The following is a 23825-nucleotide window of genomic DNA, read 5'->3' on the forward strand; positions in this document are numbered from 1 at the left end:
GCGCCGACAAGGGCTGCACGCCCGAGCATCCTGGGGCATCGTGGTCCCATGAAGGCTGCGTACGACGAGTGGGCGGTGGCACGCACGCCGTCGCTGCTCGCGTTCGCGGCCGCCCTCGTGGACGACCACGACGCCGCCGACGCGGCGGTCACTCGCGCGCTCTCCCGGATGCGAGGGGCCTGGGCGCGGGTCTCCCGCGACGACCCGGACCTCGAGGCCCGTCGCCACGTGGTACGGGCCTGCTCGACCCCGCGCCGTGCCGCGGTCGTGCTGAGGCTGCTGGAGGAACGGTCGGACGCGGAGATCGCCGGGGTGCTGCACTGCTCGGAGTCGGCGGCCCGCCGGTACCTCCAGCGCGGCCTCACCGAGGTCCATGAGGACGCGGCGGCGGCATCAAGGGCGGGGTCGGCAGCGGGATCGGCAACGGACCCGGCGGGCCTGCGCGAGCACGTCGTGACCCGCGCCGGGAGCGCACCCACCCAGCTGCTGACCCGGCAGCCTCCTCCGACGAGGGCGGCCGTCACCCGCCGGCGGTCCCGCGGGCCGTGGCTGACGGTGCTTGCCGTCCTGGTCCTCGTCGGCGGCGTCGCCTACGTCGCGCACGAGTCCCGCACCCCCGGCGGTGTCTTCCGCTACTCGCGGGTGGACGTCCCGGAGTCGTGGCGCTACGAGTCGTACGCCGGGGTCCAGCTCCAGGTGCCCGACACGTGGGGCTGGGGCGGATCCCCGATCCGGGCGACGCACTTCGGCGGGCCGAAGCATCTCGGCTCCTGCGGGACCAGCCAGGCCTCCGTCCTCTCGCCGGCCGACTCGTCGCCGTACGTCACGCCGGAGACCGGCTTCGTCGGCCGCCCGGCGATCCTGACCCAGCGCTGCATGACGCTGGGCTCGGCGGGGACCATGCCCAGCGGGTACGCCGTGTGGTTCGACTCGCCGTTGCCGGTGGGGGAGAAGGGGCTCGGGCCGACGGTCGCTGAGACCCGGGCGGTGGGTGATCAGCACGTCACCGTCTTCGCGCCGCAGCCGTCGCTGCGCCGCCAGATCCTCGGCACCGTCGAGCAGGTGCGCGTCGACCACCACGGCTGCCCGACCGCCGCGGTGGTCCGGCCCTCAGCCGGTCCCCGCCCGCCGGAGCCGGACTCCCTCTCGGTGTGCGTCTACTCGCAGGACACCGGGGTCTCGACGCTGATGTACTCGACCGCCTTCCCCGCCGACGCCGCCCGGAGGTACGCCGCCCAGGAGGCGGCCGCCAGCACGGCCGGCGTCTCGTGCGCGACCCCGAGCGGCCGGTGGGTGGCACTCGGGTTGACCGGTGACGACGACACCAGCTGGGACGTGGTCAACCCCGGCTGCGGCCGGATCGAGTCCGCCGGTGGGCGGTCGGCCGAGCTGACCCCGGAGACCGTCCGGGACTGGGCGGTCGGCGGGGTGACGGCTTACGTCAGCCCTCCTGCACACGGCGACCCCGCCCTCGACCGGTACTTCCGGACCCCCACGGCGTGACCCACCGGCCTCAAATGCCTCTCGACATACTGGCCCGGTGAGCCGCCCCGACGAGACCCGCCCCGTCCGTGACGAGGACGCGATCGACGTGGCGGCAGTCGTCGGTTGGCTCCATCAGCACGCCGACGGCGAGGTGCCCGTCGGCGTTCCGGAGGTGCGGCAGTTCCCCGGCGGGGCGTCCAACCTGACCTATCTGCTCCGCTGGCCGAGCGCCGATGGGGAGCCGCGTGAGCTGATCCTGCGGCGGCCGCCCCCTGGTGCGAAGGCGCGGGGAGCCCACGACATGGCTCGCGAGTACCTCATCCAGCACGCGCTCGGGCCGGTCTACCCGTACGTCGCAGGCATGGTCGCACTCTGTCGAGACGAGTCGGTCTTGGGGTCCGACTTCTACGTGATGGAGCGGCTGCCCGGCCTCATCCTGCGCAGGGACCCGCCCTTCGAGCTCGCTCCGGAGGCCGCGTCGCGGTTGTGTGAGGACGCCTGGGAGGCCCTGGCCCTGCTGCACGAGGTCGAGGTCTCCGGCGTACCCGAGCTGTCCTCGCTCGGTCGCGGAGAGGGGTACGTGGGCCGCCAGGTGGCCGGCTGGACCGACCGGCTCGGGCGCGCGGCGACCGACGACCTGGGGGACTGGCGCGACGTGACGACCTGGCTCGACGACCAGCAGCCCCGGGACTCCGGGCAGTGCCTGATCCACAACGACTGGCGCTTCGACAACCTCGTGCTCGACGCCGATCTCCGGGTCACCGGTGTCCTCGACTGGGAGATGGCGACGGTGGGCGACCCGTTGATGGACCTCGGCGGCGCTCTGGCGTACTGGATCCAGGCCGACGACGACGCGTTCTTCCGCGACCTCCGCCGGCAGCCGACGACGGTGCCAGGGATGTGGACCCGGGGCCAGGTCGTGGAGTGGTACTGCCGTCGCCGCGGCCTCGCGGTGACCCGGGAGGCGTGGCGGTTCTACGAGGCCTTCGGACTGTTCCGGCTGGCGGTGATCCTCCAGCAGATCTGGTACCGCTACGTCCTCGGCCAGACGCACAACCCGGCGTACGCCGGCTTCGGGGCCGCCGTGCGGCACCTCGAGCAGCGCACCCGCCGCGTCGTGTCGGGCGAGGCGCGAGGCTGATGGGCGTCGTACTGCTGGTCCGGCACGGGCAGGCGTCGTTCGGGGCCGACGACTACGACGTGCTGAGCGAGACCGGCGCCGAGCAGAGCCGGCTGCTGGGTCGCGCCCTCGCCGCCCAGGGGATCGCGCCGGACGTCGTCGTGCACGGGTCGATGCGTCGCCAACGCGACTCCGCCGCGTCCATGTCCGAGGCAGCGGGCTGGTCGGCGACCGCCGAGCTCGACGAAGGGTGGGACGAGTTCGACCACCTCGCCGTCGTCGCGCGCGGCGGCGCACGACCCGTCGACCCCGCGGACCCTCGGGCGTTCCAGCTCGTCTTCGAGCAGGCCACCGCGCGATGGTTCGCCGGCGACCACGACGAGGAGTACGCCGAGTCCTGGTCGGCGTTCGTCGGGCGCACCCGCGCCGCGCTCGACCGTGCCTTCGACCGCACCGGCGTCACGGTGGTGGTCTCGTCCGGAGGCCCGATCGCGGTCGTCTGCGCGAGCCTCGTGGATGCGACGGCGTCCGCCCGCGAGCTGCCGCGCGCCTGGACGCTCTTCAACACGGTGACCGCCAACGCCTCCGTCACCCGGGTCCTCGAGGGCTCGCGCGGCCGCCGGCTGCTGTCCTTCAACGAGCACCTGCACCTCCCCCGCGAGCTGGTCACCTACCGCTGACCTGCGCCTTGTGCTTGTAACGCCCTGTCATCTGCACCTGGCCGCGCTCACCCGGGCGCCCTGGCTCGGATAACAGGGCGTTACAAGCAACAGGCCCGGCCGCCGCAGCCGCCCGATCTGCCGGGAGCGGATCAGCGGGAGGCAGGTCCGCCGGGAGCAGCACGCCCTTCGGTCGGCGTACGCCGGGTGCCACCGTGGCGGCATGAGTGAGCAGACGGCCTGGGGCCGGATCGACGACGAGCTGGCGAGCAGCCTGCTCGACCAACGCACGCTGCTGATGGGCGGCGTCCTCGACGAGGCGCTCGGCAACCGGCTCTGCACGGGTCTGATGGTGCTGTCGGCCCGCGACCCGCGCGCCGACATCCACCTCTGGATCGGCTCGCCGGGCGGTTCGGTGCCGGCGATGCTGGCGATCCGCGACGTGATGAAGCTGATCCCCAACGACGTGTCCACGCTGGCGATGGGGATCGCCGCGAGCGCGGGCCAGTTCCTGCTGAGTGCGGGCGCGAAGGGGAAGCGGTACGCGATGCCGCACGCCCGGATCCTGCTGCACCAGGGCTCGGCGGGGATCGGCGGCACCGCGATGGACATCGCGATCCAGGCCGACGACCTGCGGCACACCCGCGACACCGTGCTCTCGCTGATCGCCGCCGACACCGGTCAGGACGTCGAGACGGTCGAGCGCGACTCGCGACGCGACCGCTGGTTCAGCGCGGACGAGGCGCTGGGATACGGCTTCGTGGACCACATCGTCAGCTCCGTCGACGAGGTCCGCACACTCGTCGTACGACCGCTCGGGCTCGGAGTGACGCCATGAGCAGCTACCCGGTTCCTTACGTGACCACCCAGACCAACCGCGGCGAGCGCACCGTCGACGTCTACAGTCGACTCCTCGCCGACCGGATCATCTACCTCGGTACGCCGATCGACGACGGCGTCGCGAACACAGTCATCGCCCAGCTGATCCACCTCGAGTCGGAGAACCCCGACGCACCGATCAACCTCTACCTCAACTCGCCCGGCGGATCGATCTCGTCGATGCTGGCGATCTACGACGCGATGCAGTTCGTGCGGCCCGCCGTCGAGACGACGTGCGTCGGCCAGGCGGTCGCCACCGCAGCGGTGCTGCTGGCCGGTGGGGCGAGGGGCCGGCGCCAGATCCTCCGGCACGGGCGGGTCGTGCTGCACGCACCGGCCGCCGAGGGCCGCGGCACGGTCCCCGACCTGATCCTCGAGGCCGAGGAGATCGAGCGGGTGCGGTCGCTGCTGGAGGAGCTGCTGGCGCGGGACACGGGCAAGACGCCGCAGCAGGTGCGCGAAGACACCGAGCGCGACCTGGTGCTGACCGCCGAGCTCGCACGGGAGTACGGCGTCGTGGACGCGGTCATCACCGAGCGCGACGCCCAAGCATCGGCGTTCGCTCAGGCGGCCAGGCAGACCGGCGAGTAGGGGCTGATCGTGCTCGAGGCGACGCGGGTCGCGATCTCGGCGACGCTCAGTCCGAGCGCGCCGGCGATCGCGGCCAGCAGCTCCGAGGACGGGTCCTTGAGTCCGCGCTCGACCTCGGACAGGTACTGCGGCGACACACCGGCATCCTCCGCGACGTCGATCAAGCGCTTGCCCGCCGACAGCCGCTCCTCGCGGAGCTCGCGACCGACGGACTCACGCCAGAGGGGCTCCACCCCGGGCTCGACCCGGGGCTCCGCCCACGGCTCGACGTCGCGGGGCCTCTGCGCAGGGGTCCGGCGCGGCGACCGATCCGGCTCCTGCTCCGCCTCGGGCGGCTGCTGTCGACGTACCGGTAGCTGGACGACCTCACCCATGCATCGACTGTAGGACCGGCTCCCGGGCATCGCCCCGGGATTCCGCTCTGGGCAGAACGGGCGCAACCTCGCTCAAGCACACTGCGCTCCGCGGTGGCACGGTGGGCCGATGACCACCGCTTCGGTCGAGGCCGTCTGCGTCGTGCACGAGGTCATCGACGGCTACTACCACCCGACGGCGATCGACAAGCGCCCCGTCAGCGGGCCGGTCCGGGTCGAGGCTCTCGGACCGGAGGGTGACCGGCACCTCGACTCGTCCCACGGCGGCGTCGACGCGGCCGTGTACGTCTACGCCGACGAGGACGCGACGTACTTCGGCGAGATGCTGGCGCGGGAGATCCCGCCCGGACTCTTCGGCGAGAACGTCCGCACGTCCGGGCTCGACGTCACGGGCGCCCTGCTCGGCGAGCGCTGGAGGCTCGGCGAGCCGGGCACCGGGGTTCTGCTCGAGGTGCGGAAGCCGCGGACGCCGTGCCACAACTTCTCGATGCGGATGGGGATGGACCGCTTCCACGTCGACTTCAACAGGACCAGCCGCGTGGGCGCGATGTGCCGCGTGCTCGAGCCCGGGGTGGTCCGGGCCGGGGACCGGATCACGGTCGACCACCGCCCCGACCACGACGTCTCGATCGGCGTCCTGGTCACCGGCATGTCACCGGACGCCGCCCGGCGGCTTCTCGACTCGGGCGTGGTCCTGACCACCGCCGTGCGGGCCAGGGCCAGGAGGTACGCCGACCGCTGAGCCCGGCCGAGCGTCCGGTCAGAACGGGCGCGGCTGCGGGGTGGTCGCCTGGATCACGAAGGTGTTCATGATCTTGTCGGCGAACGTCTGCTTCCTGGAGTCCCAGATCGGCCAGAGCCAGCCGATGCCGCAGGGCAGCGAGTCGACGATGTGGAGAAGCTGCCGGAGGAACGCCCAGCCCGGCCCGATCGGCTGCAGATCGGCGTTCACCAGGCGGATGGCGAGCACGCTCTTGCCGATCGTGGCGCCGGTGCGTCCCTGCCGGATGTAGAGGTTCCAGATCTGGAAGGCAAGCGAGGTCAGGACTCCCACCCAGATCAGGGTGGTGGTCGTCGCGGTCGGATGGGCGTGGAGGTGCTTCACCCCGTTCGCGTCCGTGGTCGTGGTGGCGTCGGAGAAGACCATCACGTAGCCGACCCAGAGCGGTAGGGCGGCGAGGGCGCCCAGGATGCCGTCGATCAGGTAGGCGCCCACGCGCGAGAACCACCCGGCGTACCCACCGAAGCCGAACGTCGGCTTGTTCGTCACCGGCCCGGCGTACGGGTTGGCCGGGCTGCCCGGCTGCCCCGGGGCGGCGTACGGGTCGGGCTGACCGTACGGGTTCGACTGCCCGTAGGGGCTGGGTTGCCCGTACGGGTTCTGCGGCGGCGTGGACCCGCCGGGCGACTGCCAGTTGTCCGGGTAGGGGTTGTACGGCTGGTCCGGCCGACCGGGCTGGTCTCCGTCGCCGGCGTTCTGGTCCGGGTCGTGCGGTGGTTCGGGCGGTGGGCCGGCGTGCGACATGGGTCGGGTCCTCCGGGAACTCGGGTGGCGCTCGGTGCCTGCGCGAGCCCCGTGCCCGCGCCGTGACCCGAGTATCGCCGTTCCCGGGCCATCCGGCGTCCGGCAACGCGCCGGAAACCCTTGCATACCGGGTATGTCCTCGACTATACATACTCGGTATCTACGGCCACGGGGGACGTGGATCAGTCCGGGAGGAGCCGCCGGTGTCGGTGCGCAACGCCTTGCTGGCCCTGCTGGAGCAGGGCCCGCGCTACGGCTACCAGCTGCGAGCGGAGTTCGAGGACCGCACCGGCGGCACCTGGCCGCTCAACGTCGGTCAGGTCTACACGACGCTGTCCCGACTGGAGCGGGACGGCTTCGTGGAGGGCTGTGGGGAGGACGGCGACGGGCACGTCGTGTACGCAGTCACCGCGGCCGGGCGCGGCGAGGTCGCGGCGTGGTTCGGCTCGCCCGTGCCGCGCACCCAGCCGCCGCGGGAGGAGCTGGCGATCAAGCTGGCGCTCGCGGTCAGCGTGCCCGGGATCGACGTCGGCACGGTGATCCAGCAGCAGCGGTCGGCGACCATGGCCGCGCTGCAGGACTACACCCGGCTCAAGCGGAGGGCCACCGGCGACGACCCCCACGAGCTCGCCTGGGGCCTGGTGCTGGACTCGCTGGTGTTCAACGCCGAGGCGGAGATCCGGTGGCTCGACCACTGCGAGGCACGGCTGCGCCGGGCGGCGCAGCAGCGGGAGGCCGCCCCCGAGCCCGCCTCCTCGCCACATCCGTCCGACGCGACGGAGGTGGCCCGATGAGCGCCGTGCTCCAGCTGGACGTCGTCACGCGCATCCACGGAACGGGTGCGACGGAGGTGACCGCCCTGCGCGAGGTCAGCTTCACGGCGCGGGCCGGCGAGCTGGTGGCGGTGATGGGACCGAGCGGGTCCGGCAAGTCGACGCTGCTCACCCTGGCCGGTGGTCTGGACAGCCCGACGTCGGGAGTCGTCCGCGTGGAGGGCACCGACCTGGCCGCACTCGGCCACAGGGGGCGCGCTGCGATGCGGCGTACCTCGATCGGCTACGTCTTCCAGGACTTCAACCTGATCCCGGCGCTGACCGCGGTGGAGAACGTCGCGCTCCCGCGCGAGCTCGACGGCGCCGGGTCACGGTCAGCCCGCAAGGCAGCGCTGGCGGCGCTCGACGAGGTCGGCATCGCCGAGCTGGCGAAGCGTTTCCCCGACGAGATGTCGGGCGGGCAGCAGCAGCGGGTCGCGATCGCGCGGGCCGTGGTCGGCGAGCGCAGGCTGATCCTGGCCGACGAGCCGACGGGCGCGCTCGACAGTGAGACCGGCGAGGACATCCTCCGACTGATCCGAGCGAGGTGCGACGCGGGCGCCGCCGGCGTACTCGTCACGCACGAGGCCCGACATGCGGCCTGGGCGGACCGGGTGGTGTTCCTGCGCGACGGCGTGGTCGTCGACGAGTCGGGACGGGACCGGCCCGATGCCCTTCTGGAGCAGGCGCAGTGACGTTCGTGGCCGGATGGCGGCTGGCGCTGCGGCTCGCCTGGCGCGAGGCGTGGCGGGCCAAGGCGCGCAGTGCCCTCGTGGTGGTGATGGTGACGTTCCCGGTCGTGGCCGTCGTCGCCGCCGATGTCGCGCAGGCCACCGCGAGCGTCAGCTCGGCCGAAGGTCTCGCCCGGCGGATCGGCGCGGCCCAGGCCGGGCTCTCGGCGATCCCGGACGCCGGACAGGTGTTCCAGGCGGCCGATCCGGACCGTGCCAACGGCTGGTCCGGCGGTCGTCGGCCGGCGGCCTCCCTGTCGGACGTCGAGCGGGTCCTCGGCGCGCGACCGGCCATCGAGCTGCGGACGCTCGAGGGCAGCCCCGTCCGCACGAGCCTCGGAGTTCTCCAGGTCGGCGCCACGGGCGTGGACATGGCAAGCCCGTTGGCGAAGGGGCTCTTCCGGCTGACCTCCGGTCGGTTCCCCCGAACGACGAACGAGGTCGCGGTCAACGCGGCGCTGGCCGACCACGGCTTCGCCGTGGGGGACCGCCTGCAGGTGGCGAACGGCAGGTCGGCGACCGTCGTCGGCATCGCCGAGTCCGCGGCCGAACGGACCGCCCCGCGGCTCCTCGCTCTCCCGGGCTTCTTCCCCGCGGCAGACCATGGCCTCCGCTCCTGGCTCGTCGGCGGTGCTCCGGTCACCTGGGACCAGGTGCGGGAGCTGAACCAGCTGGGTGTGCTGGTGCTCTCCCGGGAGGTCATCGAGCATCCGCCGTCCAGTGGCCAGCTGGCGCCGCAGCTGCGGACGTCGTACTCCTCGGACCGTACGACGCTGTACACGGTGCTGGCCCTGATCGGGGTCATGGCGCTGATCGAGGTCGTGCTGCTGGCCGGGCCGGCGTTCGCGGTCGGTGCCCGGCGACAGTCGCGCAGCCTCGCGCTGATCGCAGCCAACGGCGGGACCCCGACCCAGTCGCGCCGGGTGATCCTCGGCAGCGCGATGGTGATCGGCGCATTCGCGGCCGCAGTGGGGATCGTCCTCGGCATTGCCCTGGGCCGCGCGCTGGTCCCCCTGCTGCAGTCGACGGCGGACACCTACTTCGGACCGTTCCAGATCCGGTGGACCCACGTCCTCGGTGTCGCGGCGTTCGGCCTGGTCAGCGCGTTCCTGGCGGCGTTGGTGCCGGCCTGGATCGCATCCCGGCAGGACGTCGTCGCGGTGCTGGCGGGACGTCGGGGCGATCGTGCCGCGAGCCGGCGATCACCCCTGGTCGGACTGCTCCTCGTCGCCTGCGGAGTCGGCGCGGCGGTGCTCGGCGCGCGGCGCGAGGCCGGCGCCACTCTGATCGCGGGCGCCGCCCTGCTCACGGTCCTCGGGATGATCTTCCTGGTCCCGGTCGTCGTCGTGGTGGTCGCGCGGCTCGGCCGCCGCTTCCCGCTGCCGCTGCGGTACGCCGTACGCGATGCCGCGCGGCACCGGACGCGCACCGTCCCGGCCGTGGCTGCGGTCGCGGCCACGGTCGCCGGCGTGGTCGCCCTGTCGATAGGCAACACCAGCGACCAGGCGCAGGCGAGGGCGGCGTACCAGCCGATGCTCGCACCCGGCGTGAGCACGATCGCGATGAACGGCGGCGGCACCGACTGGGACGCGGTCGAGCAGGCCGTCGCGCGGATCGCTCCCGGGGCTCGGGCGAGCCGGGTGCTCGGGATCGCGGGGGGTCGTCCGCTGATGGTCGACGCGGGTCGTGGGCCGGGACCCGGTGGCAACTTCATGTCGAGCCTCCCGGTGCAGGCACTCGTCAGCGACGGGGGCAGCCTGCCGGGGCTGCTGCGCGGGCAGGTGTCCGAGCAGGACTGGGAAGCCGCCTCTCCGGTCTTCAGCCGCGGGGGCGCGGTGGTCCTGGGCCGGGCCGGTGGCACCGCCGACCGGGTGCGGTTCTCGCTCGGCCGCCAGGGGCCGTCGGTCGTCGTACCGGCGGCGGAGGTGGCCACCTCGAGCCCGCCCCGGGTGCTGGCCGTGGTCTCACCTGAGGTCGCCCGGGCCCTGCACGTGGAGGTGGGGACGGTGGGGCTGGTGCTGACGGGAACACCCCTCACCGTGGCGCAGGACGACGACCTCCAGCAGGTGCTGCAGGGCATGGACGACGGCGCGTATCTCTACACCGAGCGCGGCTACCAGGTCCCGTCCTCGGAACGGGTCCTGTTGTGGATCCTGTTCGGGCTCGCCGCCGTGCTGATGCTCGGTGGCACGCTGACCGCGACGTTCCTGGCGCTGTCCGACGCCCGGCCCGACCTGGCGACGCTGTCCGCCGTCGGTGCCTCCCCGCGGATGCGCCGGGCGGTGGCCGCGGCGTACGCCGTGTCGGTCGGGATGGTGGGCGCCGTGCTCGGCGCCGCAGTCGGGTTCGTCCCGGGCATTGCGATCACCTACCCGCTGACCCGGAACCTCAACCAGCCCGGTCCGTCGCACTACCTGGACATCCCGTGGCTGCAGATCGCCGCCCTCGTCGTGGCCCTGCCGGTCCTGACGGCCGCCATCGTGGGCCTGCTCGCCCGGTCGCGGTTGCCGCTGGTGGCCCGCCTGGACTGATCGGCTCGCCGGGGGCCGTGTGTCGGATCACCTGCTCAGGCGGGTGATTCGACGACGCACAGGCCTTCTCACAAACCGACAGGCTTGACTGTTTGTTTGTACGGCGGGACGATGGGCCGATGCCGTCCACCGTCCGGGTCCCTCAGGAGGAGCGGTCGCGGGCGATGCGGACGAGGCTGATGGCCGCGACCATCGAGTGCCTGGTGGAGGTCGGTTTCGGGGGTACGTCGACCACGCTCATCAGCGAGCGGGCCGGGGTCTCTCGGGGGGCGCAGCTCCACCACTTCCCGACCAAGAACGACCTGGTCGTCGCTGCCGTCTCCCATCTCACCGAGGTCCGCGGCGCCGAGCTGGCCGCCGCCGCGGCCGCCGTACCGCCCGCCCATCGCACCCGCGACGTCCTGCGGATGCTCGGCGACCACTTCGCATCCCCCGTCTTCCTCGCCGCGCTCGAGCTCTGGGTGGCGGCTCGCACCGACCCGGCCCTGCTCGCCGCGGTCGAGCCGCTGGAGCGGAAGGTCGGCCGCGAGACCCATCGGATGACCGTCGAGCTCCTGGGGGCCGACGAGTCGACGCCCGGCGTACGCGAGCTCGTGCAGGCGACCCTCGACCTCGTGCGCGGACTCGGCCTCGCCGCCACGATCAGCGACGACACCCGGCGCCGCAACCGGATCCTCGACCAGTGGGCGAGGACCCTCGACGAGGCCCTCTCATGAGCGCGATCCTCGACGCCGTCCTCGACGACCTCGCCACCGAGTCCGCGCGGCTCGAGGCGCTCGTCGTCGACCTCCCGGAGGAGGGATGGCGTACGCCGACGCCGGCGCCGGGCTGGGACGTCGCGACCCAGATCGCCCACCTGGCCTGGACCGACGAGGCCGCCTACGCCGCGGCCACGGACAAGGAGCGCTGGGACGACCTGGTGCTCGAGGCCCTGGCAGACCCGGAGCACGCGGTCGACCGCGCGGCGCTCACCGGGAGCATCGCCGCCCCGGCCGTGCTGCTCGAGCGCTGGCATCGGGCCCGTTCCCGTCTGGCCGAAGCTCTCCGCAACTATCCCGCAGAGCAGCGGATGCCCTGGTACGGACCACCGATGTCTCCCGCGTCCATGGCCACGGCGAGGTTCATGGAGACGTGGGCGCACTCCCTCGACGTGCACGCCGCGCTCGGTGTCGAGCCCGAGGTCACCGACCGGATCCGGCACGTCGCCCATCTCGGGGTCCGCACCCGTGACTGGGCATTCTCCGTCCGTGGCCTCGAGCCCCCGGCGGAGGAGTTCCGGATCGACCTGACCGCGCCCTCGGGTGACGTGTGGGCCTGGGGACCGGAGGCCGCCCCGCAGACGGTGACCGGCACGGCGTACGACTTCTGCCTGCTGGTCACCCAGCGGATCCATCGCGCCGACACCTCGCTGGTCGCGACCGGGCGAGACGCGGATCGCTGGCTGGACGTGGCACAGGCGTTCGCCGGCCCGCCGGGCGAAGGACGGGAGCCGCGCGATGCCTGAGCCCCGGCGCCCGTTGCGGATCGGCAACTGCTCGGGCTTCTACGGCGACCGCTTCTCGGCGATGCGGGAGATGCTCGACGGCGGGCCGCTGGACGTGCTCACCGGTGACTACCTGGCCGAGCTGACCATGCTGATCCTCGGTCGCGACCAGCTGAAGGACCCGTCTCTCGGCTACGCCCGCACGTTCGCTCGTCAGCTCGAGGACTGCCTCGGCCTCGCCCTCGAGCGCGGCGTGAGGATCGTGACCAACGCCGGCGGACTCAACCCCGCCGGGCTCGCCGCCCGGCTCCGCGACATCGCCTCGGGGCAGGGGCTCTCGCCCTCCATCGCCTACGTCGACGGTGACGACGTACGCGGCCTGGGGTTCGCAGGCGCCCTCACCGCGAACGCCTATCTCGGTGGCTTCGGCATCGCCGCGGCCCTCGCCCGTGGCGCCGACGTCGTCGTCACCGGCCGTGTCACCGACGCGTCGCTGGTCGTCGGAACCGCCGCGTGGTGGCACGGCTGGAGCCCCACGGCGTACGACGAGCTGGCCGGCGCCGTGGTCGCCGGACACGTGCTGGAGTGCGGCTGCCAGGCGACTGGTGGGAACTTCTCGGGATTCGCGTCCATGCCGAATCCCGCTCGACCACTGGGCTTTCCGCTCGCCGAGGTGGCCTTCGACGGTTCGTCCGTGATCACCAAGCATCCCGGGTCCGGCGGCCTGGTCAGCATCGACACGGTGACCGCGCAGCTGATGTACGAGGTGCAGACGACCCGCTACCTGGGCCCCGACGTGACCGCGCTTCTGGACACCATCGAGCTCGGCAATGGCGGCTCCGACCGGGTCGTGATCTCCGGCGTCCGCGGGTCCGCACCACCCGAACGGCTCAAGGTCTGCGTCAACGAGCTCGGCGGCTATCGGAACGCGGTCGAGCTCGTCCTCACCGGTCTCGACGTCGAGGAGAAGGCCGCCTGGGCGCGGCGGCAGCTCGAGCCGCGGCTCACCGCATCCTCGGTGACCTGGTCGCTCGGGCCGCTGCCGCCGCCCGACGCCGACACCGAGGAGGGTGCCTCGACGCTGCTCCGGTGCGTCGTCCAGGACGAGAAGCCGGATCGGGTGGGCCGCGCGTTCAGCGACGCGGCGGTCGAGCTCGCGCTCGCGTCGTACCCCGGGTTCACGATGACCGCGCCGCCCGGCAGCGGGACACCGTACGGCATCTGTCGCGCGGAGTACGTCGACCGCTCTGCTGTGACACACACCGTGCATCACGCCGACGGGACGGCCGAGGTGCTCCGATGAGGGCGCCGCTCGGCACGTTCGTGCATGCTCGGTCCGGTGACAAGGGCGGCGACGCCAACCTGGGGCTGTGGGTCGCCCACGACGGGCACGAGGCGTACCGGGCGCGGGTCGCCTGGCTGCTCGACCTGGTGACGCCGGCGTTCGTCCGGGTGCTCCTCCCCGAGACGCGTGAGCTGGAGGTCGAGGTGTTCGCGCTGCCCAACCTGGGCGGTGTCAACGTCGTGCTCCATGGTCTGCTCGGCCGGGGTGTCGCCGCCTCGACCCGCTTCGACCCACAGGCGAAGGGACTGGGCGAGTGGGCGCGGTCGCGTTACGTCGAGATCCCGGAGGCGTTGGTGTGAGCAGACGGTTCATCACGCTGGGTAGGCGAACCCGCACCGGGCAAGCGGAGTTCACCGTGCCCAGCGCCCGCTCGACCACTCAGCGTGATGGACCGTCCACGCCAGGAGCCATCCGATGAGCACGGACCGCGAGGCGCTGCGCGAGCTCGCTCGCGAGTTCACCCGCCGCGAGGTGGCGCCGTACCTCCAGGAGTGGGAGGACGCCGGCGAGGTGCCGCGCGCGCTGCACCGGAAGGCCGCGAAGCAGGGGCTGCTCGGCGTCTCGTTCCCGGTCGAGGTCGGCGGCGAGGGCGGTGACCTGCTCGACACCGTCGCGGTGATGGAGGGGATGTTCGAGGAAGGGGCGTCGAGCGGGCTGATGGCCGCCCTCTTCACCTCCGGGATCGCGCTGCCGCACCTCGCGGGGTCGGGGAACGCCGACCTCGTCGACCGGTTCGTCCGCCCCACGCTGGCCGGCGAGCTGGTCGGGAGCCTCGCGATCACCGAGCCGGGCGGTGGCTCGGACGTCGCGAGCATCCGCACCACCGCGCGACGCGACGGGGACACGTTCGTCGTCAACGGGACCAAGACGTTCATCACGAGCGGCGTGCGGGCCGACTTCGTGACGACCGCGGTCCGCACCGGCGGACCCGGTCATGCCGGGATCTCGTTGCTGGTCGTGGAGAAGGGGGCACCGGGCTTCACCGTCGACCGGTTGTTGTCGAAGATGGGGTGGCACTGCTCGGACACCGCCGAGCTCGGCTTCGCCGACGTACCGGTGCCCGCAGCCAACCTGGTCGGCGAGGAGAACTCCGGCTTCGCCCAGATCGCCGAGCACTTCGTCGTCGAGCGGATCGCGCTAGCGGTCCACGGCTACGGCATCGCCGCCCGCAGCCTCGCCCTCACCGCGGCGTACTGCCGTGAGCGCGAGACGTTCGGCAGCCCGCTGATCGCGCACCAGGTGGTGCGCCACCGCCTGGTCGAGATGCACCGCAGGGTCGAGGTCGCCCGCTGCTACGTCCACGAGGTCGCGCGTCGACACGTGGCCGGGGAGTACGTCGTCGCCGAGGCGTGCCTCGCGAAGCAGACCGGCGTCGAGTGCGCGACGTACGTCTGCGACCAGGCGGTGCAGCTGCACGGCGGGGCGGGATATCTGCACGGGATCGAGGTCGAGCGGCACTACCGCGACGCCCGGATCCTGCCGATCGGAGGAGGTGCGACCGAGGTGTTGACCGACCTGGCCGCCAGGTTGCTGGGGTACGCGACATGAACCTGCACGGCCCGCTCACCCGCGAGGTGTCGAACCGCATCGAGGCTCCGCCGGAGCGGGTGTGGGCGCTGGTCAGCGATGTGACCCGGATCGGTGAGTTCTCACCCGAGACCTTCGAGGCCGCGTGGACGCGCGGCTCGACCGGGCCCGAGGAGGGCGCCTCGTTCAAGGGGCACGTACGACGCAACGGTGTGGGCCCGACGTACTGGTCGCCGTGCCAGGTGACTCGATGTGTGCCGAACGAGGTGTTCGAGTTCGCCGTGGGCACCGACGACATCACCCTCAACAACTGGGGCTACCGGTTGGAGGCCGACGGCACCGGCACGAAGGTGACCGAGTACTTCCGGATCGAGCCGAGGCTGCTGATGCGGCTGTACTGGACCGTCCTCGGACCACTGCGCGGCCGCACCAACGAGCGCGGCATGCGCACGACGTTGGAACGGATGAAGGCGGTCCTCGAGCGATGACCGTCACGAACCGTGAGGCGATGCTGACCAAGCTCGCAGATCTGGAGGCCGAGCACGCGAAGGCCGTGGCGGGCGGCGGCCCGAAGTACGTCGACCGGCACCACGCCCGGGGGAAGCTCCTGCCGCGGGAGCGGATCGAGCTGCTGGTCGACCCGGGCTCGGCGTTCCTCGAGCTGTCCCCGCTGGCCGGGTGGGGATCGGACTTCAGCGTCGGCGCCAGCGTGGTCACCGGGATCGGCGTGGTCGAGGGCGTCGAGTGCCTGATCACGGCGAACGACCCGACGGTCAAGGGCGGGGCGAGCAACCCCTGGACGGTGAAGAAGATCTTCCGCGCCTCCCAGATCGCGGAGGAGAACAACCTGCCGACGATCTCGCTGGTCGAGTCCGCTGGCGCCGACCTGCCGACCCAGAAGGAGATCTTCATCCCCGGCGGGAAGCTCTTCCGCGACCTGACCCGCGCCTCGGCCCGGAAGTCGCCCACAGTCGCGCTCGTGTTCGGCAATTCCACAGCCGGCGGCGCCTACGTCCCCGGGATGTCGGACTACACCGTCATGGTGAAGGGGCAGGCGAAGGTGTTCCTGGGTGGCCCGCCTCTGGTGAAGATGGCCACCGGTGAGGAGGCTGACGACGAGTCACTCGGCGGCGCGTCCATGCACGCGCGCATCTCCGGCCTGGCCGACTACCTGGCGGAGGACGAGCTCGACGCGATCCGGATCGGGCGCCGGATCGTGGCCCGGCTCAACCACCGCAAGGCCCGGACAGAGCCGGTCCCACCGTTCGTCGGGCCCGACGAGGACGTCGAAGGGCTGATCGACCTGATCCCGGCCGACCTCAAGGAGCCGTTCGACCCGCGCGAGGTGATCGTCCGGGTGGTCGACGGCACCGGACCGGGCAACGCGCGATCCTTCGACGAGTTCAAGCCGCTGTACGGCGCCTCGCTCGTCACCGGCTGGGCACGTATCCACGGCCGGCCGATCGGGATCCTCGCCAACGCGCAGGGCGTGCTCTTCAGCGAGGAGGCGCAGAAGGCCACCCAGTTCATCCAGCTGGCGAACCAGGCCGACACGCCCCTGCTGTTCCTGCACAACACCACCGGCTACATGGTGGGCGCGGAGTACGAGCAGGGCGGGATCATCAAGCACGGCGCCCAGATGATCAACGCCGTCAGCAACAGCACGGTCCCGCACCTGAGCGTGATCATGGGCGCGTCGTACGGCGCGGGCAACTACGGCATGAACGGCCGTGCCTACGATCCGCGCTTCCTCTTCACCTGGCCGAGCGCCAAGTCGGCGGTGATGGGTCCGGCCCAGCTGGCCGGCGTGCTCTCGATCGTGGCGCGCGCTGCGGCCGAGGGCCGGGGTCAGGAGTACGACGAGCAGGGCGACGCCGAGATGCGAGCCTTCGTCGAGGCCAGCGTGGAGGAGCAGAGCCTGCCGTTCTTCCTCTCGGGGATGCTCTACGACGACGGCGTGATCGACCCGCGCGACACCCGGACGGTCCTCGCGATCTGCCTGTCGGCGATCGAGAACGCTGCGTTCTCCGGAGCCGGCTGCTACGGGGTGTTCAGAACGTGATCAGGCGTCTCCTCGTCGCCAACCGCGCGGAGATCGCGAGCCGGGTCTTCCGCACCTGCCGCGACCTCGGCATCGAGACGGTCGCCGTGTACTCCGACGCGGACGCGGGCCTGCCCTACGTGCGCGAGGCCGACGCGGCCGTGCGGCTGCCGGGCGACGCACCGGCCGACACCTACCTGCGCATCGACCTGATCGTCGACGCGGCGCGTCGGTCCGGCGTCGACGCGGTGCACCCCGGATACGGCTTCCTCTCGGAGAGCGCCGACTTCGCCCGCGCCGTCGGCGACGCCGGGCTGACCTGGGTGGGCCCGACGTCGCAGTCGATCGAGGCGATGGGCTCGAAGGTGCGGGCGAAGGACCTGATGCGGGCCTCCGGCGTCCCGGTCCTCGAGGTGCCCGAGCCACCGACAGTCGACGACCTGCCGCTGCTGGTGAAAGCCTCCGCGGGAGGCGGTGGCCGCGGGATGCGCATCGTCGGTGACCTCGACCGGCTGGCCGACGAGATCCGGGCGGCGCGCGCCGAGGCGGAGTCGGCGTTCGGCGACGGGACGGTGTTCGTCGAGCCGTACCTCCTGCGCGGCCGTCACGTCGAGGTGCAGGTCGTCGGCGACACCCACGGCACCATCGAGGTGTTCGGCGAGCGCGACTGCTCCCTGCAGCGCCGGCACCAGAAGGTCGTCGAGGAGACCCCCGCACCGTGCCTTCCCGAGGCGACGCGGGCCGCCCTGCACGAGGCGGCGCGGGCAGCGGCCGCAGCGGTCTCGTACGTCGGCGCCGGCACGGTGGAGTTCCTCTACGACCCGAGCACCGACCGGTTCTTCTTCCTGGAGATGAACACCCGGCTCCAGGTCGAGCACCCGGTGACCGAGATGGTGCACGGCATCGACCTCGTCGCCCTCCAGCTGAGGGTCGCCGAAGGAGGGTCGTGTGCCTCAGGACGGTCCATGGACCGTGCTCAGGCACACGACCTCACCGGCGGCGGTGGGCACGCGATCGAGGTGCGGCTGTACGCCGAGGACCCGGCCGCGGGCTACGCGCCTCAGAGCGGCACCTTGACGGCGTTCGCGATCCCACCGGCACCGGGGCTGCGCGTCGACGCTGGGTTCGAGTCGGGCAGCGAGGTGACCACGTTCTACGACGCGATGCTGGCGAAGGTCATCGCTCACGCACCCACCCGGGATCAGGCCGCCCGGACCCTGGCCGGCGTGCTCAGCCGCTCCCGCATCCACGGCCTCGCGACGAACCGCGACCAGCTGGTGGCTCTGCTGCGCGACCCGGACTTCCTGGCCGGGGAGGTGTCGACGGCGTTCCTCGACGAGCATCCACCGTCGACCGCCGCGGCGGGAGGCGACCATGCCGTCGCGGCGGCGCTGGCCGTGGCCGAGCGCGACCGGCTCGCCCGGACGGTGCAGCACGCGATCCCGGTCGCCTGGCGCAACGTCGTGTCGCAACCGCAGGTCACGCGCTTCACCGAGTCGTCCGCTCCACGGGAGGTCAGGGGTGCCGCTGGAACGGAGGACCCGGTCTCCGTCGAGTGGTGGGGCGGGCGCGACGGCTACGCCGTGCCGGGTCTGACCGTCGTCGCGGCGAGTCCCGGCAGTGTGACACTCGAGCGCGACGGCGTGGCGACGACGTACGCCGTGTCCGGCGGCGGGGACCGGGTGGATGTCGACGCCCCCGGCGGCCACGTCTCGCTGACGGTCGTCCCCCGGTTCACCGACCCCGCCGACGCCGTGGCGAGCGGGAGCCTGCTGGCGCCCATGCCCGGCACCGTGGTCAGCGTCGCCGTCGAGAAGGGGCAGCAGGTCGCGGCCGGGCAGCCGGTACTGGTCCTGGAGGCGATGAAGATGCAGCACACCGTGCGCGCGCCAGGCGCGGGCATCGTGACCGACCTGCCGGTCACACCCGGCGACCAGGTCGCGGCGAGCGAGGTCCTCGCCGTGGTGGCATCCCGCTCGAAGGACAGCGCAGACACGACCCATGAGGAGATCTGAGTGACCAGCTACACCGAGTCCGAGGAGCGCCTCGCGCTACGCCGCGAGGTCGCCAGGCTGGCCGGGAAGTACGGCCGGGAGTGGTTCACCGAGAAGGCCCGAGCCGGCGAGAAGTCCACCGAGCTGTGGCTCGAGATCGGGCGCGCCGGCTACCTCGGCATCAACATCCCCGAGGAGTACGGCGGCGGTGGCGGCGGGATCGGCGACATCGCGGCGGTCTGCGAGGAGCTGGCCGCCCAGGGCTGCCCGCTGCTGCTGATGGTCGTCAGCCCGGCGATCTGCGGCACGATCATCAGTCGCTACGGCACCGAGGAGCAGAAGCGGCGGTGGCTGCCCGGCATCTGCGACGGCACCGGCACCATGGCGTTCGCGATCACCGAGCCGGACGCCGGGACCAACACCCACAACATCTCGACGACGGCTCGACGCGAGGGCGACACCTGGGTGCTGAACGGGCGCAAGATCTACATCTCCGGCGTGGACGAGGCGGACAACGTCCTGGTGGTCGCCCGCACGGAGGACGCGACGACCGGCGAGGTGAAGCCCGTCCTGTTCGTCGTGCCGACCGACTCCGAGGGGCTCGAGTACCACCCGATCCCGATGGAGATCGTGAGCCCGGAGCTGCAGTTCCAGGTCTTCATCGACGACGTCCGACTGCCGACCGATGCACTGGTCGGTGACGAGAACCCTTCGACGGGCTCAGGACAACGCGGCGGTCTCGTGCAGCTGTTCGCCGGGCTCAACCCGGAGCGGATCATGGCGGCGTCGTTCTCGACAGGCCTGGCGCGGTTCGCCCTGGACCGGGCGACGGCGTACGCGCAGGAGCGCACCGTGTTCCAGGGGCCGATCGGCACTCATCAGGCGATCGCCCACCCGCTGGCCCAGTCGAAGATCGAGATCGAGCTGGCCCGCCTGATGACCCAGAAGGCGGCGGCGCTCTACGACGCCGGCGACGACACGGGCGCCGGCGAGGCGGCCAACATGGCCAAGTACGCCGCCGCCGAGGCCGCCTGCGACGCCGCCGACCGAGCGGTCCAGACCCACGGCGGCAACGGGATCACCCAGGAGTACGGCATGGCAGGGCTCCTGGTCGCGACCCGCGCCGGACGCATCGCGCCGGTCAGCAGAGAGATGATCCTGAATTACGTCGCCATGCACTCCCTCGGCCTGCCCAAGAGCTACTGAGGCCGAGATTTCGAGCTAGACGAGCTCGTGCTCGATCGTGTAGGCGGCGGCCGCCGTCCGCGACGAGACCCGGATCTTGCCGAAGATGTTGCTGAGATGGCGGGCCACGGTCTTCTCGCTGAGGAACAGGGCCGCCGCGATCTGCGGGTTGGTGCGGCCCGCGGCGACGAGGCGCAGCACCTCGACCTCGCGAGCGGTCAGCCGGTCGGGGAAGGACGGCGTCAGAAGCGCGTCCGTGCGGCGCACGTCCGCGCGGGCGTCGAGGTCGTGGAACGTCCGCCGAGCCACGCCCAGCTCGGCAGCCGCGGAGTCCTCGTCGCCGAGCGCCCGGAAAGCGAGACCGATCAGGGTGCGTGCGCGAGCCGCGTCGTACCGAGCGCCGAGCTGCTGCCACAGCTGCCAGCCGCGCCGCAGCGACGGCAGCGCGCCGTTCGGGTCGCCTGCCGCCAGCGTGACCGCGCCGCGGGCACACGACGCGCGGGCCGTGAGCGACGGACAGTCGAACGACGCGGCGATCGCGTCCAGCTCCTCGGCGGCCGTGCCCGCCGCGGACTGGTCGGACGCGGCGAGGAACACCTCGACGGCGGCCGGCAACAGCTGGCTGCGGTGCACCGGGTCGGCGAACTCACCGAGCAGCCGTCGTACGGCGCCCACCGCCGCGGCGGTCCGTCCGGTGGCCAGCCACAGCAGGGCGAGGCCCGGTTGAGGCTCGTGGCCGTACGCCGCGGCCTCCTCGTACGCCGCTGCGGCCGCTTCGTACTGACCGCGGATCCGTTGGACCTCGCCACGCTCGTAGACGGCGACGCCCGAGGCGGGGTCCCCGGTGAGCCGGTACCGGTCGAGCGCGATCCCGAGCTCGGTCAGAGCCTGCTCGTAGGCGCCCTGGGACCGCAGGATCTGGGCCCGGTGCAGCGCGCACTGCCCGGTGAACGGGACGAGGCCCGGCTGGTCGCCGCACCACCGCGTCAGTGCCGCCGTCCACTCGGTCATCCGGCGGAAGTCGCCGATCTCCTGGCAGGCCTCGATCATCGAGCAGATGACGTGCCCGGCGATGATCGGCGACACGTCGCCACCGACGACCCAGAGCATGGCCTCGTCGAGCAGGGACAGGCCCTCGCGGACACGCCCGCTGTAGATGAGGAGCCGGCCCTCGCTCATCCCGCCCACGGCGAGGAGGTTCGGGTCGCCGGACGCCCGGCCGGCCGCGCTGATCCGGACCGCGAGGTCGAAGGCCTGCGGGAACTCCCCCTTGTAGACGTGCCGGAACAGGTGGTGGATGTCCAGGAAGCCGTGCTCGACCACGTCGTCCGGCTCGGACTCCAGCATCCTCGTGGCGCGCGCCATCCATCCCTCCCCGACCGCCTCGTTGCCGCTCAGAAAGAGCACGAAGGCGACCCAGAACGCGTCACGAACCGCGAGCGCGGTCTGGCCCGCTTCCTCACGCTGCCGGAACGCGCTCTGCCAGGCTCGGATGCAGGTGTCGTCGTCGCCGGTGAGATAGGCGGCGACCGCCAGTGCCTCCAGATCCTCGCCGCACAGGTCGGGATGGCCGGCCAGCCGGTCCCGAGCTGCGGCCCACTCTCGCCGTTCGAAGGCCTCGCGGCCCACGACCAGATCGTCGGCGACGCCCATCACAACCCCCAGGCACCAGGCTAGCGACGCGGCCGAGGACCCGCGAGGGCCTGAGGGTCAGGCGGCCTGAGCCGCGGGCCGGCGCAGCGTCCGGCTGCGCTGCTGGATGCGCTTCGCGACGTACGCCGCGTCGCGGCGCGCACCGACGATGAGCATGGAGCTGGCACCGGACTGGAATGCCAGCCCGCAGAAGAACAGTCCCGGGGCCTCGTCGACGACACCGCGCAGCTCGCGAGGCCAGCCGTGCTCGTCGAAGACCGGCACGTCGATCCAGTCGAAGGCCTGCTGGAACCCGGTGCACCAGACCACGTTGGCGACGTCGGCCACACGCCCGTCGGCGAGAAGCGGTCGCCCGCCCTCGACTCCGACCGCGCGCTCGGGCAGACGCTCGACGCCTCGCGCCAGGAGGTCGGCCCGCTTCACGCGCAGGGCCGGCCCGCCGTGGAAGCGGAATTCGTCCATCTCCTTGCGCCCCATGGGCGTACGACGACTCAGCACGTGGGTGAAGGCGAACACGACGAGCGGGAAGACAACCCTGAACATCGGGGTGCCGAGGCGGACCGGGATCTGGCCGGGGTCGCGACCGCACAGGATCGTCGGATGCGTCTCGGCGACCTCGTAGGCGACGTCGGCGCCCGAGTGCGACGCGCCGACGACGAGCACCGGACCTTCCCGCAGCTGGGAGGGCCGTCGGTACTGGTTCGAGTGCAGCTGCATGATCAGCGGGTCGAGGCGGTCGGCGAATTCGGGCACGTACGGCGTGCGCCCGAACGTGCCGGTCGCGACGACCACGTTGTCGGCTCCGATCGTCAGCTCGCCGGTCCGATCGCCCGTCGGGTCGCTCAGGGTGGCCAGGTAGCGATCTCCGTCCGCCTCGAGGCGGTCGACGCGCCGGCCGAGCCGCACCGGCAGGCCGAGGCGCTCGGCGTACGCCTCGAAGTAGTCGGCGACCTCGTCCTTGCCGGGGAAGGACCAGCGCGGCGCCGGGAACGGCATGCCTGGCAGACCGTCGTACCGCGCGGGGCTGTAGAGCCGCAGCGAGTCCCACTGCTGTCGCCAGCCGTCGCCGACCCGTTCGTGGGCGTCGACGACCAGCACCTCCCGACCGGCCCGGGTGAGGTGGTAGGCGGTGGCGAGACCGGCCTGGCCGGCTCCGATGATCAGGGTGTCGACGTCCTCGTGCGTCATCGCGTGCTCCCGTGGCTCGGCATTGCTGGATGGGGGTCGACGCTAGGAAGCGCGGGCCGGCGCCCGCATCGGGAGAGCTGCCCATTCCGTCGTCAGGCGTGGGTAGGTCGACGCACACCTGGTGGGCGAAGGATCAGCGCAGGGGCACGAACCGGTACGACCCGTGTCGGGTGATGCCGACCCCGCGCATCGAGCAGGACACGCGGAGCATCGTGCCGTCGACCGGGACGACCATCACGCCTCCGGTGTGCAGCTGCTCGACGAGCTCGTCGGGCATCGACCGGGCCATCGCCGAGACCAGGATCCGGTGGTACGGCGCGGCGCCGGGCAGGCCGAGGACGCCGGGCGTCGCCTCGTGGATGCTCGCCCACGGCAGCTCCGCCCGCTCCAGGTTGGCCCCGCCGAAGTCCACCAGCTCGGGCTCCAGCTCGACGCCGAGCACCCGCCCGGCCGGGCCGGTGAGCCGGGCCAGCAGCGCGGTGGTCCAGCCGGAGCCGGCTCCCACGTCGAGCACCTTCTGCCCGGGCTGCACGTCGAGCAGCCGCAGCATCGCCTCGACGGTGCTGGGTTGGGAGTTCGTCTGACCCTGACCGATCGGCAGCGGCCCGTCGTACCCCGCACTCCGTCGCTCGCGCGACGGCAGGAAGTCCTCCCGAGGCGTCTGCGTGAACGCCTCCGCGACCGGGTCGCCACCTGCCATCT

Annotated in this window: 23 protein-coding genes; 18 read left to right on the plus strand and 5 right to left on the minus strand. The window is 72.3% G+C overall.

Going from position 1 to position 23825, the window contains the following annotated elements; translation table 11 throughout:
• Positions 1 to 48 precede the first annotated feature (48 nt).
• The 5 genes from VGK78_RS15160 (at position 49) to VGK78_RS15180 (ending at position 4734) form a co-directional block, all read left to right on the plus strand.
• Positions 49 to 1503, plus strand: a complete 1455-nt coding sequence (locus VGK78_RS15160) for a sigma-70 region 4 domain-containing protein (RefSeq protein WP_331528520.1) — start codon at positions 49 to 51, stop codon at positions 1501 to 1503.
• A gap of 37 nt (positions 1504 to 1540) precedes the next feature.
• Positions 1541 to 2626, plus strand: coding sequence for a phosphotransferase family protein (locus tag VGK78_RS15165; RefSeq protein ID WP_331528521.1), 1086 nt, complete (start codon positions 1541 to 1543; stop codon positions 2624 to 2626).
• Positions 2626 to 3285: a histidine phosphatase family protein gene (locus tag VGK78_RS15170; protein WP_331528522.1), complete on the plus strand. Its 660-nt coding sequence runs from the start codon at positions 2626 to 2628 to the stop codon at positions 3283 to 3285. The genes VGK78_RS15165 and VGK78_RS15170 overlap by 1 nt, the downstream gene beginning before the upstream one ends.
• A 202-nt stretch (positions 3286 to 3487) precedes the next feature.
• Positions 3488 to 4102 carry a ClpP family protease gene (locus VGK78_RS15175; protein WP_331528523.1) on the plus strand — a complete coding sequence of 205 codons (615 nt, stop codon included), beginning with the start codon at positions 3488 to 3490 and terminating at the stop codon, positions 4100 to 4102.
• The gene (locus tag VGK78_RS15180) at positions 4099 to 4734 is read left to right on the plus strand and encodes a ClpP family protease (protein WP_331528524.1); all 636 of its coding nucleotides are present in this window, start codon (positions 4099 to 4101) and stop codon (positions 4732 to 4734) included. Before VGK78_RS15175 ends, VGK78_RS15180 begins: the two co-directional genes overlap by 4 nt.
• Here the strand turns inward: VGK78_RS15180 and VGK78_RS15185 are convergent.
• Positions 4707 to 5108 carry a helix-turn-helix domain-containing protein gene (locus VGK78_RS15185; protein ID WP_331528525.1) on the minus strand — a complete coding sequence of 134 codons (402 nt, stop codon included), beginning with the start codon at positions 5106 to 5108 and terminating at the stop codon, positions 4707 to 4709. The genes VGK78_RS15180 and VGK78_RS15185 overlap by 28 nt on opposite strands.
• 109 nt (positions 5109 to 5217) lie before the next feature.
• Here VGK78_RS15185 and VGK78_RS15190 point away from each other — a divergent pair, with 109 nt between their 5' ends.
• Positions 5218 to 5850, plus strand: coding sequence for an MOSC domain-containing protein (locus VGK78_RS15190; RefSeq protein WP_331528526.1), 633 nt, complete (start codon positions 5218 to 5220; stop codon positions 5848 to 5850).
• Positions 5851 to 5868: 18 nt separating this feature from the next.
• On the opposite strand, the gene VGK78_RS15195 is transcribed toward VGK78_RS15190, so the two are convergent.
• Positions 5869 to 6633: an RDD family protein gene (locus VGK78_RS15195; protein ID WP_331528527.1), complete on the minus strand. Its 765-nt coding sequence runs from the start codon at positions 6631 to 6633 to the stop codon at positions 5869 to 5871.
• Positions 6634 to 6836: 203 nt separating this feature from the next.
• Here VGK78_RS15195 and VGK78_RS15200 point away from each other — a divergent pair, with 203 nt between their 5' ends.
• The 12 genes from VGK78_RS15200 (at position 6837) to VGK78_RS15255 (ending at position 20303) form a co-directional block, all read left to right on the plus strand.
• On the plus strand, positions 6837 to 7427 hold the full coding sequence (locus VGK78_RS15200) for a PadR family transcriptional regulator (protein WP_331528528.1): 591 nt from the start codon (positions 6837 to 6839) through the stop codon (positions 7425 to 7427).
• Positions 7424 to 8140, plus strand: coding sequence for an ABC transporter ATP-binding protein (locus VGK78_RS15205; protein ID WP_331528529.1), 717 nt, complete (start codon positions 7424 to 7426; stop codon positions 8138 to 8140). The genes VGK78_RS15200 and VGK78_RS15205 overlap by 4 nt, the downstream gene beginning before the upstream one ends.
• On the plus strand, positions 8137 to 10707 hold the full coding sequence (locus VGK78_RS15210; RefSeq protein WP_331528531.1) for an FtsX-like permease family protein: 2571 nt from the start codon (positions 8137 to 8139) through the stop codon (positions 10705 to 10707). Before VGK78_RS15205 ends, VGK78_RS15210 begins: the two co-directional genes overlap by 4 nt.
• Positions 10708 to 10826: 119 nt before the next feature.
• The gene (locus tag VGK78_RS15215; RefSeq protein ID WP_331528532.1) at positions 10827 to 11423 is read left to right on the plus strand and encodes a TetR/AcrR family transcriptional regulator; all 597 of its coding nucleotides are present in this window, start codon (positions 10827 to 10829) and stop codon (positions 11421 to 11423) included.
• Complete coding sequence (locus tag VGK78_RS15220) at positions 11420 to 12211, plus strand: TIGR03084 family metal-binding protein (RefSeq protein ID WP_331528533.1); 792 nt, start codon at positions 11420 to 11422, stop codon at positions 12209 to 12211. The genes VGK78_RS15215 and VGK78_RS15220 overlap by 4 nt, the downstream gene beginning before the upstream one ends.
• Positions 12204 to 13493: an acyclic terpene utilization AtuA family protein gene (locus VGK78_RS15225; protein WP_331528534.1), complete on the plus strand. Its 1290-nt coding sequence runs from the start codon at positions 12204 to 12206 to the stop codon at positions 13491 to 13493. Before VGK78_RS15220 ends, VGK78_RS15225 begins: the two co-directional genes overlap by 8 nt.
• Positions 13490 to 13834 (plus strand): AtuA-related protein, encoded by a 345-nt coding sequence (locus tag VGK78_RS15230; protein ID WP_331528535.1) that lies wholly within the window; start codon positions 13490 to 13492, stop codon positions 13832 to 13834. The genes VGK78_RS15225 and VGK78_RS15230 overlap by 4 nt, the downstream gene beginning before the upstream one ends.
• 115 nt (positions 13835 to 13949) lie before the next feature.
• Positions 13950 to 15083 carry an acyl-CoA dehydrogenase family protein gene (locus VGK78_RS15235; RefSeq protein WP_331528536.1) on the plus strand — a complete coding sequence of 378 codons (1134 nt, stop codon included), beginning with the start codon at positions 13950 to 13952 and terminating at the stop codon, positions 15081 to 15083.
• Positions 15080 to 15550 carry an SRPBCC family protein gene (locus VGK78_RS15240; protein WP_331528537.1) on the plus strand — a complete coding sequence of 157 codons (471 nt, stop codon included), beginning with the start codon at positions 15080 to 15082 and terminating at the stop codon, positions 15548 to 15550. The genes VGK78_RS15235 and VGK78_RS15240 overlap by 4 nt, the downstream gene beginning before the upstream one ends.
• Positions 15547 to 17124, plus strand: coding sequence for an acyl-CoA carboxylase subunit beta (locus VGK78_RS15245; protein ID WP_331528538.1), 1578 nt, complete (start codon positions 15547 to 15549; stop codon positions 17122 to 17124). Before VGK78_RS15240 ends, VGK78_RS15245 begins: the two co-directional genes overlap by 4 nt.
• Positions 17121 to 19118, plus strand: a complete 1998-nt coding sequence (locus VGK78_RS15250; protein WP_331528539.1) for an acetyl/propionyl/methylcrotonyl-CoA carboxylase subunit alpha — start codon at positions 17121 to 17123, stop codon at positions 19116 to 19118. Before VGK78_RS15245 ends, VGK78_RS15250 begins: the two co-directional genes overlap by 4 nt.
• Positions 19119 to 20303, plus strand: coding sequence for an acyl-CoA dehydrogenase family protein (locus VGK78_RS15255; RefSeq protein ID WP_331528540.1), 1185 nt, complete (start codon positions 19119 to 19121; stop codon positions 20301 to 20303).
• A 15-nt stretch (positions 20304 to 20318) separates the two neighbouring features.
• Here the strand turns inward: VGK78_RS15255 and VGK78_RS15260 are convergent, their stop codons facing one another.
• From VGK78_RS15260 to VGK78_RS15270, 3 genes are all read right to left on the minus strand, one after another.
• A complete protein-coding gene (locus tag VGK78_RS15260) occupies positions 20319 to 21935 on the minus strand; it encodes a LuxR C-terminal-related transcriptional regulator (protein ID WP_331528541.1) in 1617 nt (538 codons plus the stop codon).
• A 57-nt stretch (positions 21936 to 21992) separates the two neighbouring features.
• On the minus strand, positions 21993 to 23123 hold the full coding sequence (locus VGK78_RS15265) for a flavin-containing monooxygenase (protein ID WP_331528542.1): 1131 nt from the start codon (positions 23121 to 23123) through the stop codon (positions 21993 to 21995).
• Positions 23124 to 23256: 133 nt separating this feature from the next.
• The gene (locus tag VGK78_RS15270; RefSeq protein ID WP_331528543.1) at positions 23257 to 23823 is read right to left on the minus strand and encodes a protein-L-isoaspartate O-methyltransferase family protein; all 567 of its coding nucleotides are present in this window, start codon (positions 23821 to 23823) and stop codon (positions 23257 to 23259) included.
• Positions 23824 to 23825: the final 2 nt, after the last annotated feature.

This window comes from Nocardioides sp. (assembly GCF_036503465.1).
In the GTDB taxonomy this organism is placed as follows: Bacteria; Actinomycetota; Actinomycetes; order Propionibacteriales; family Nocardioidaceae; genus Nocardioides.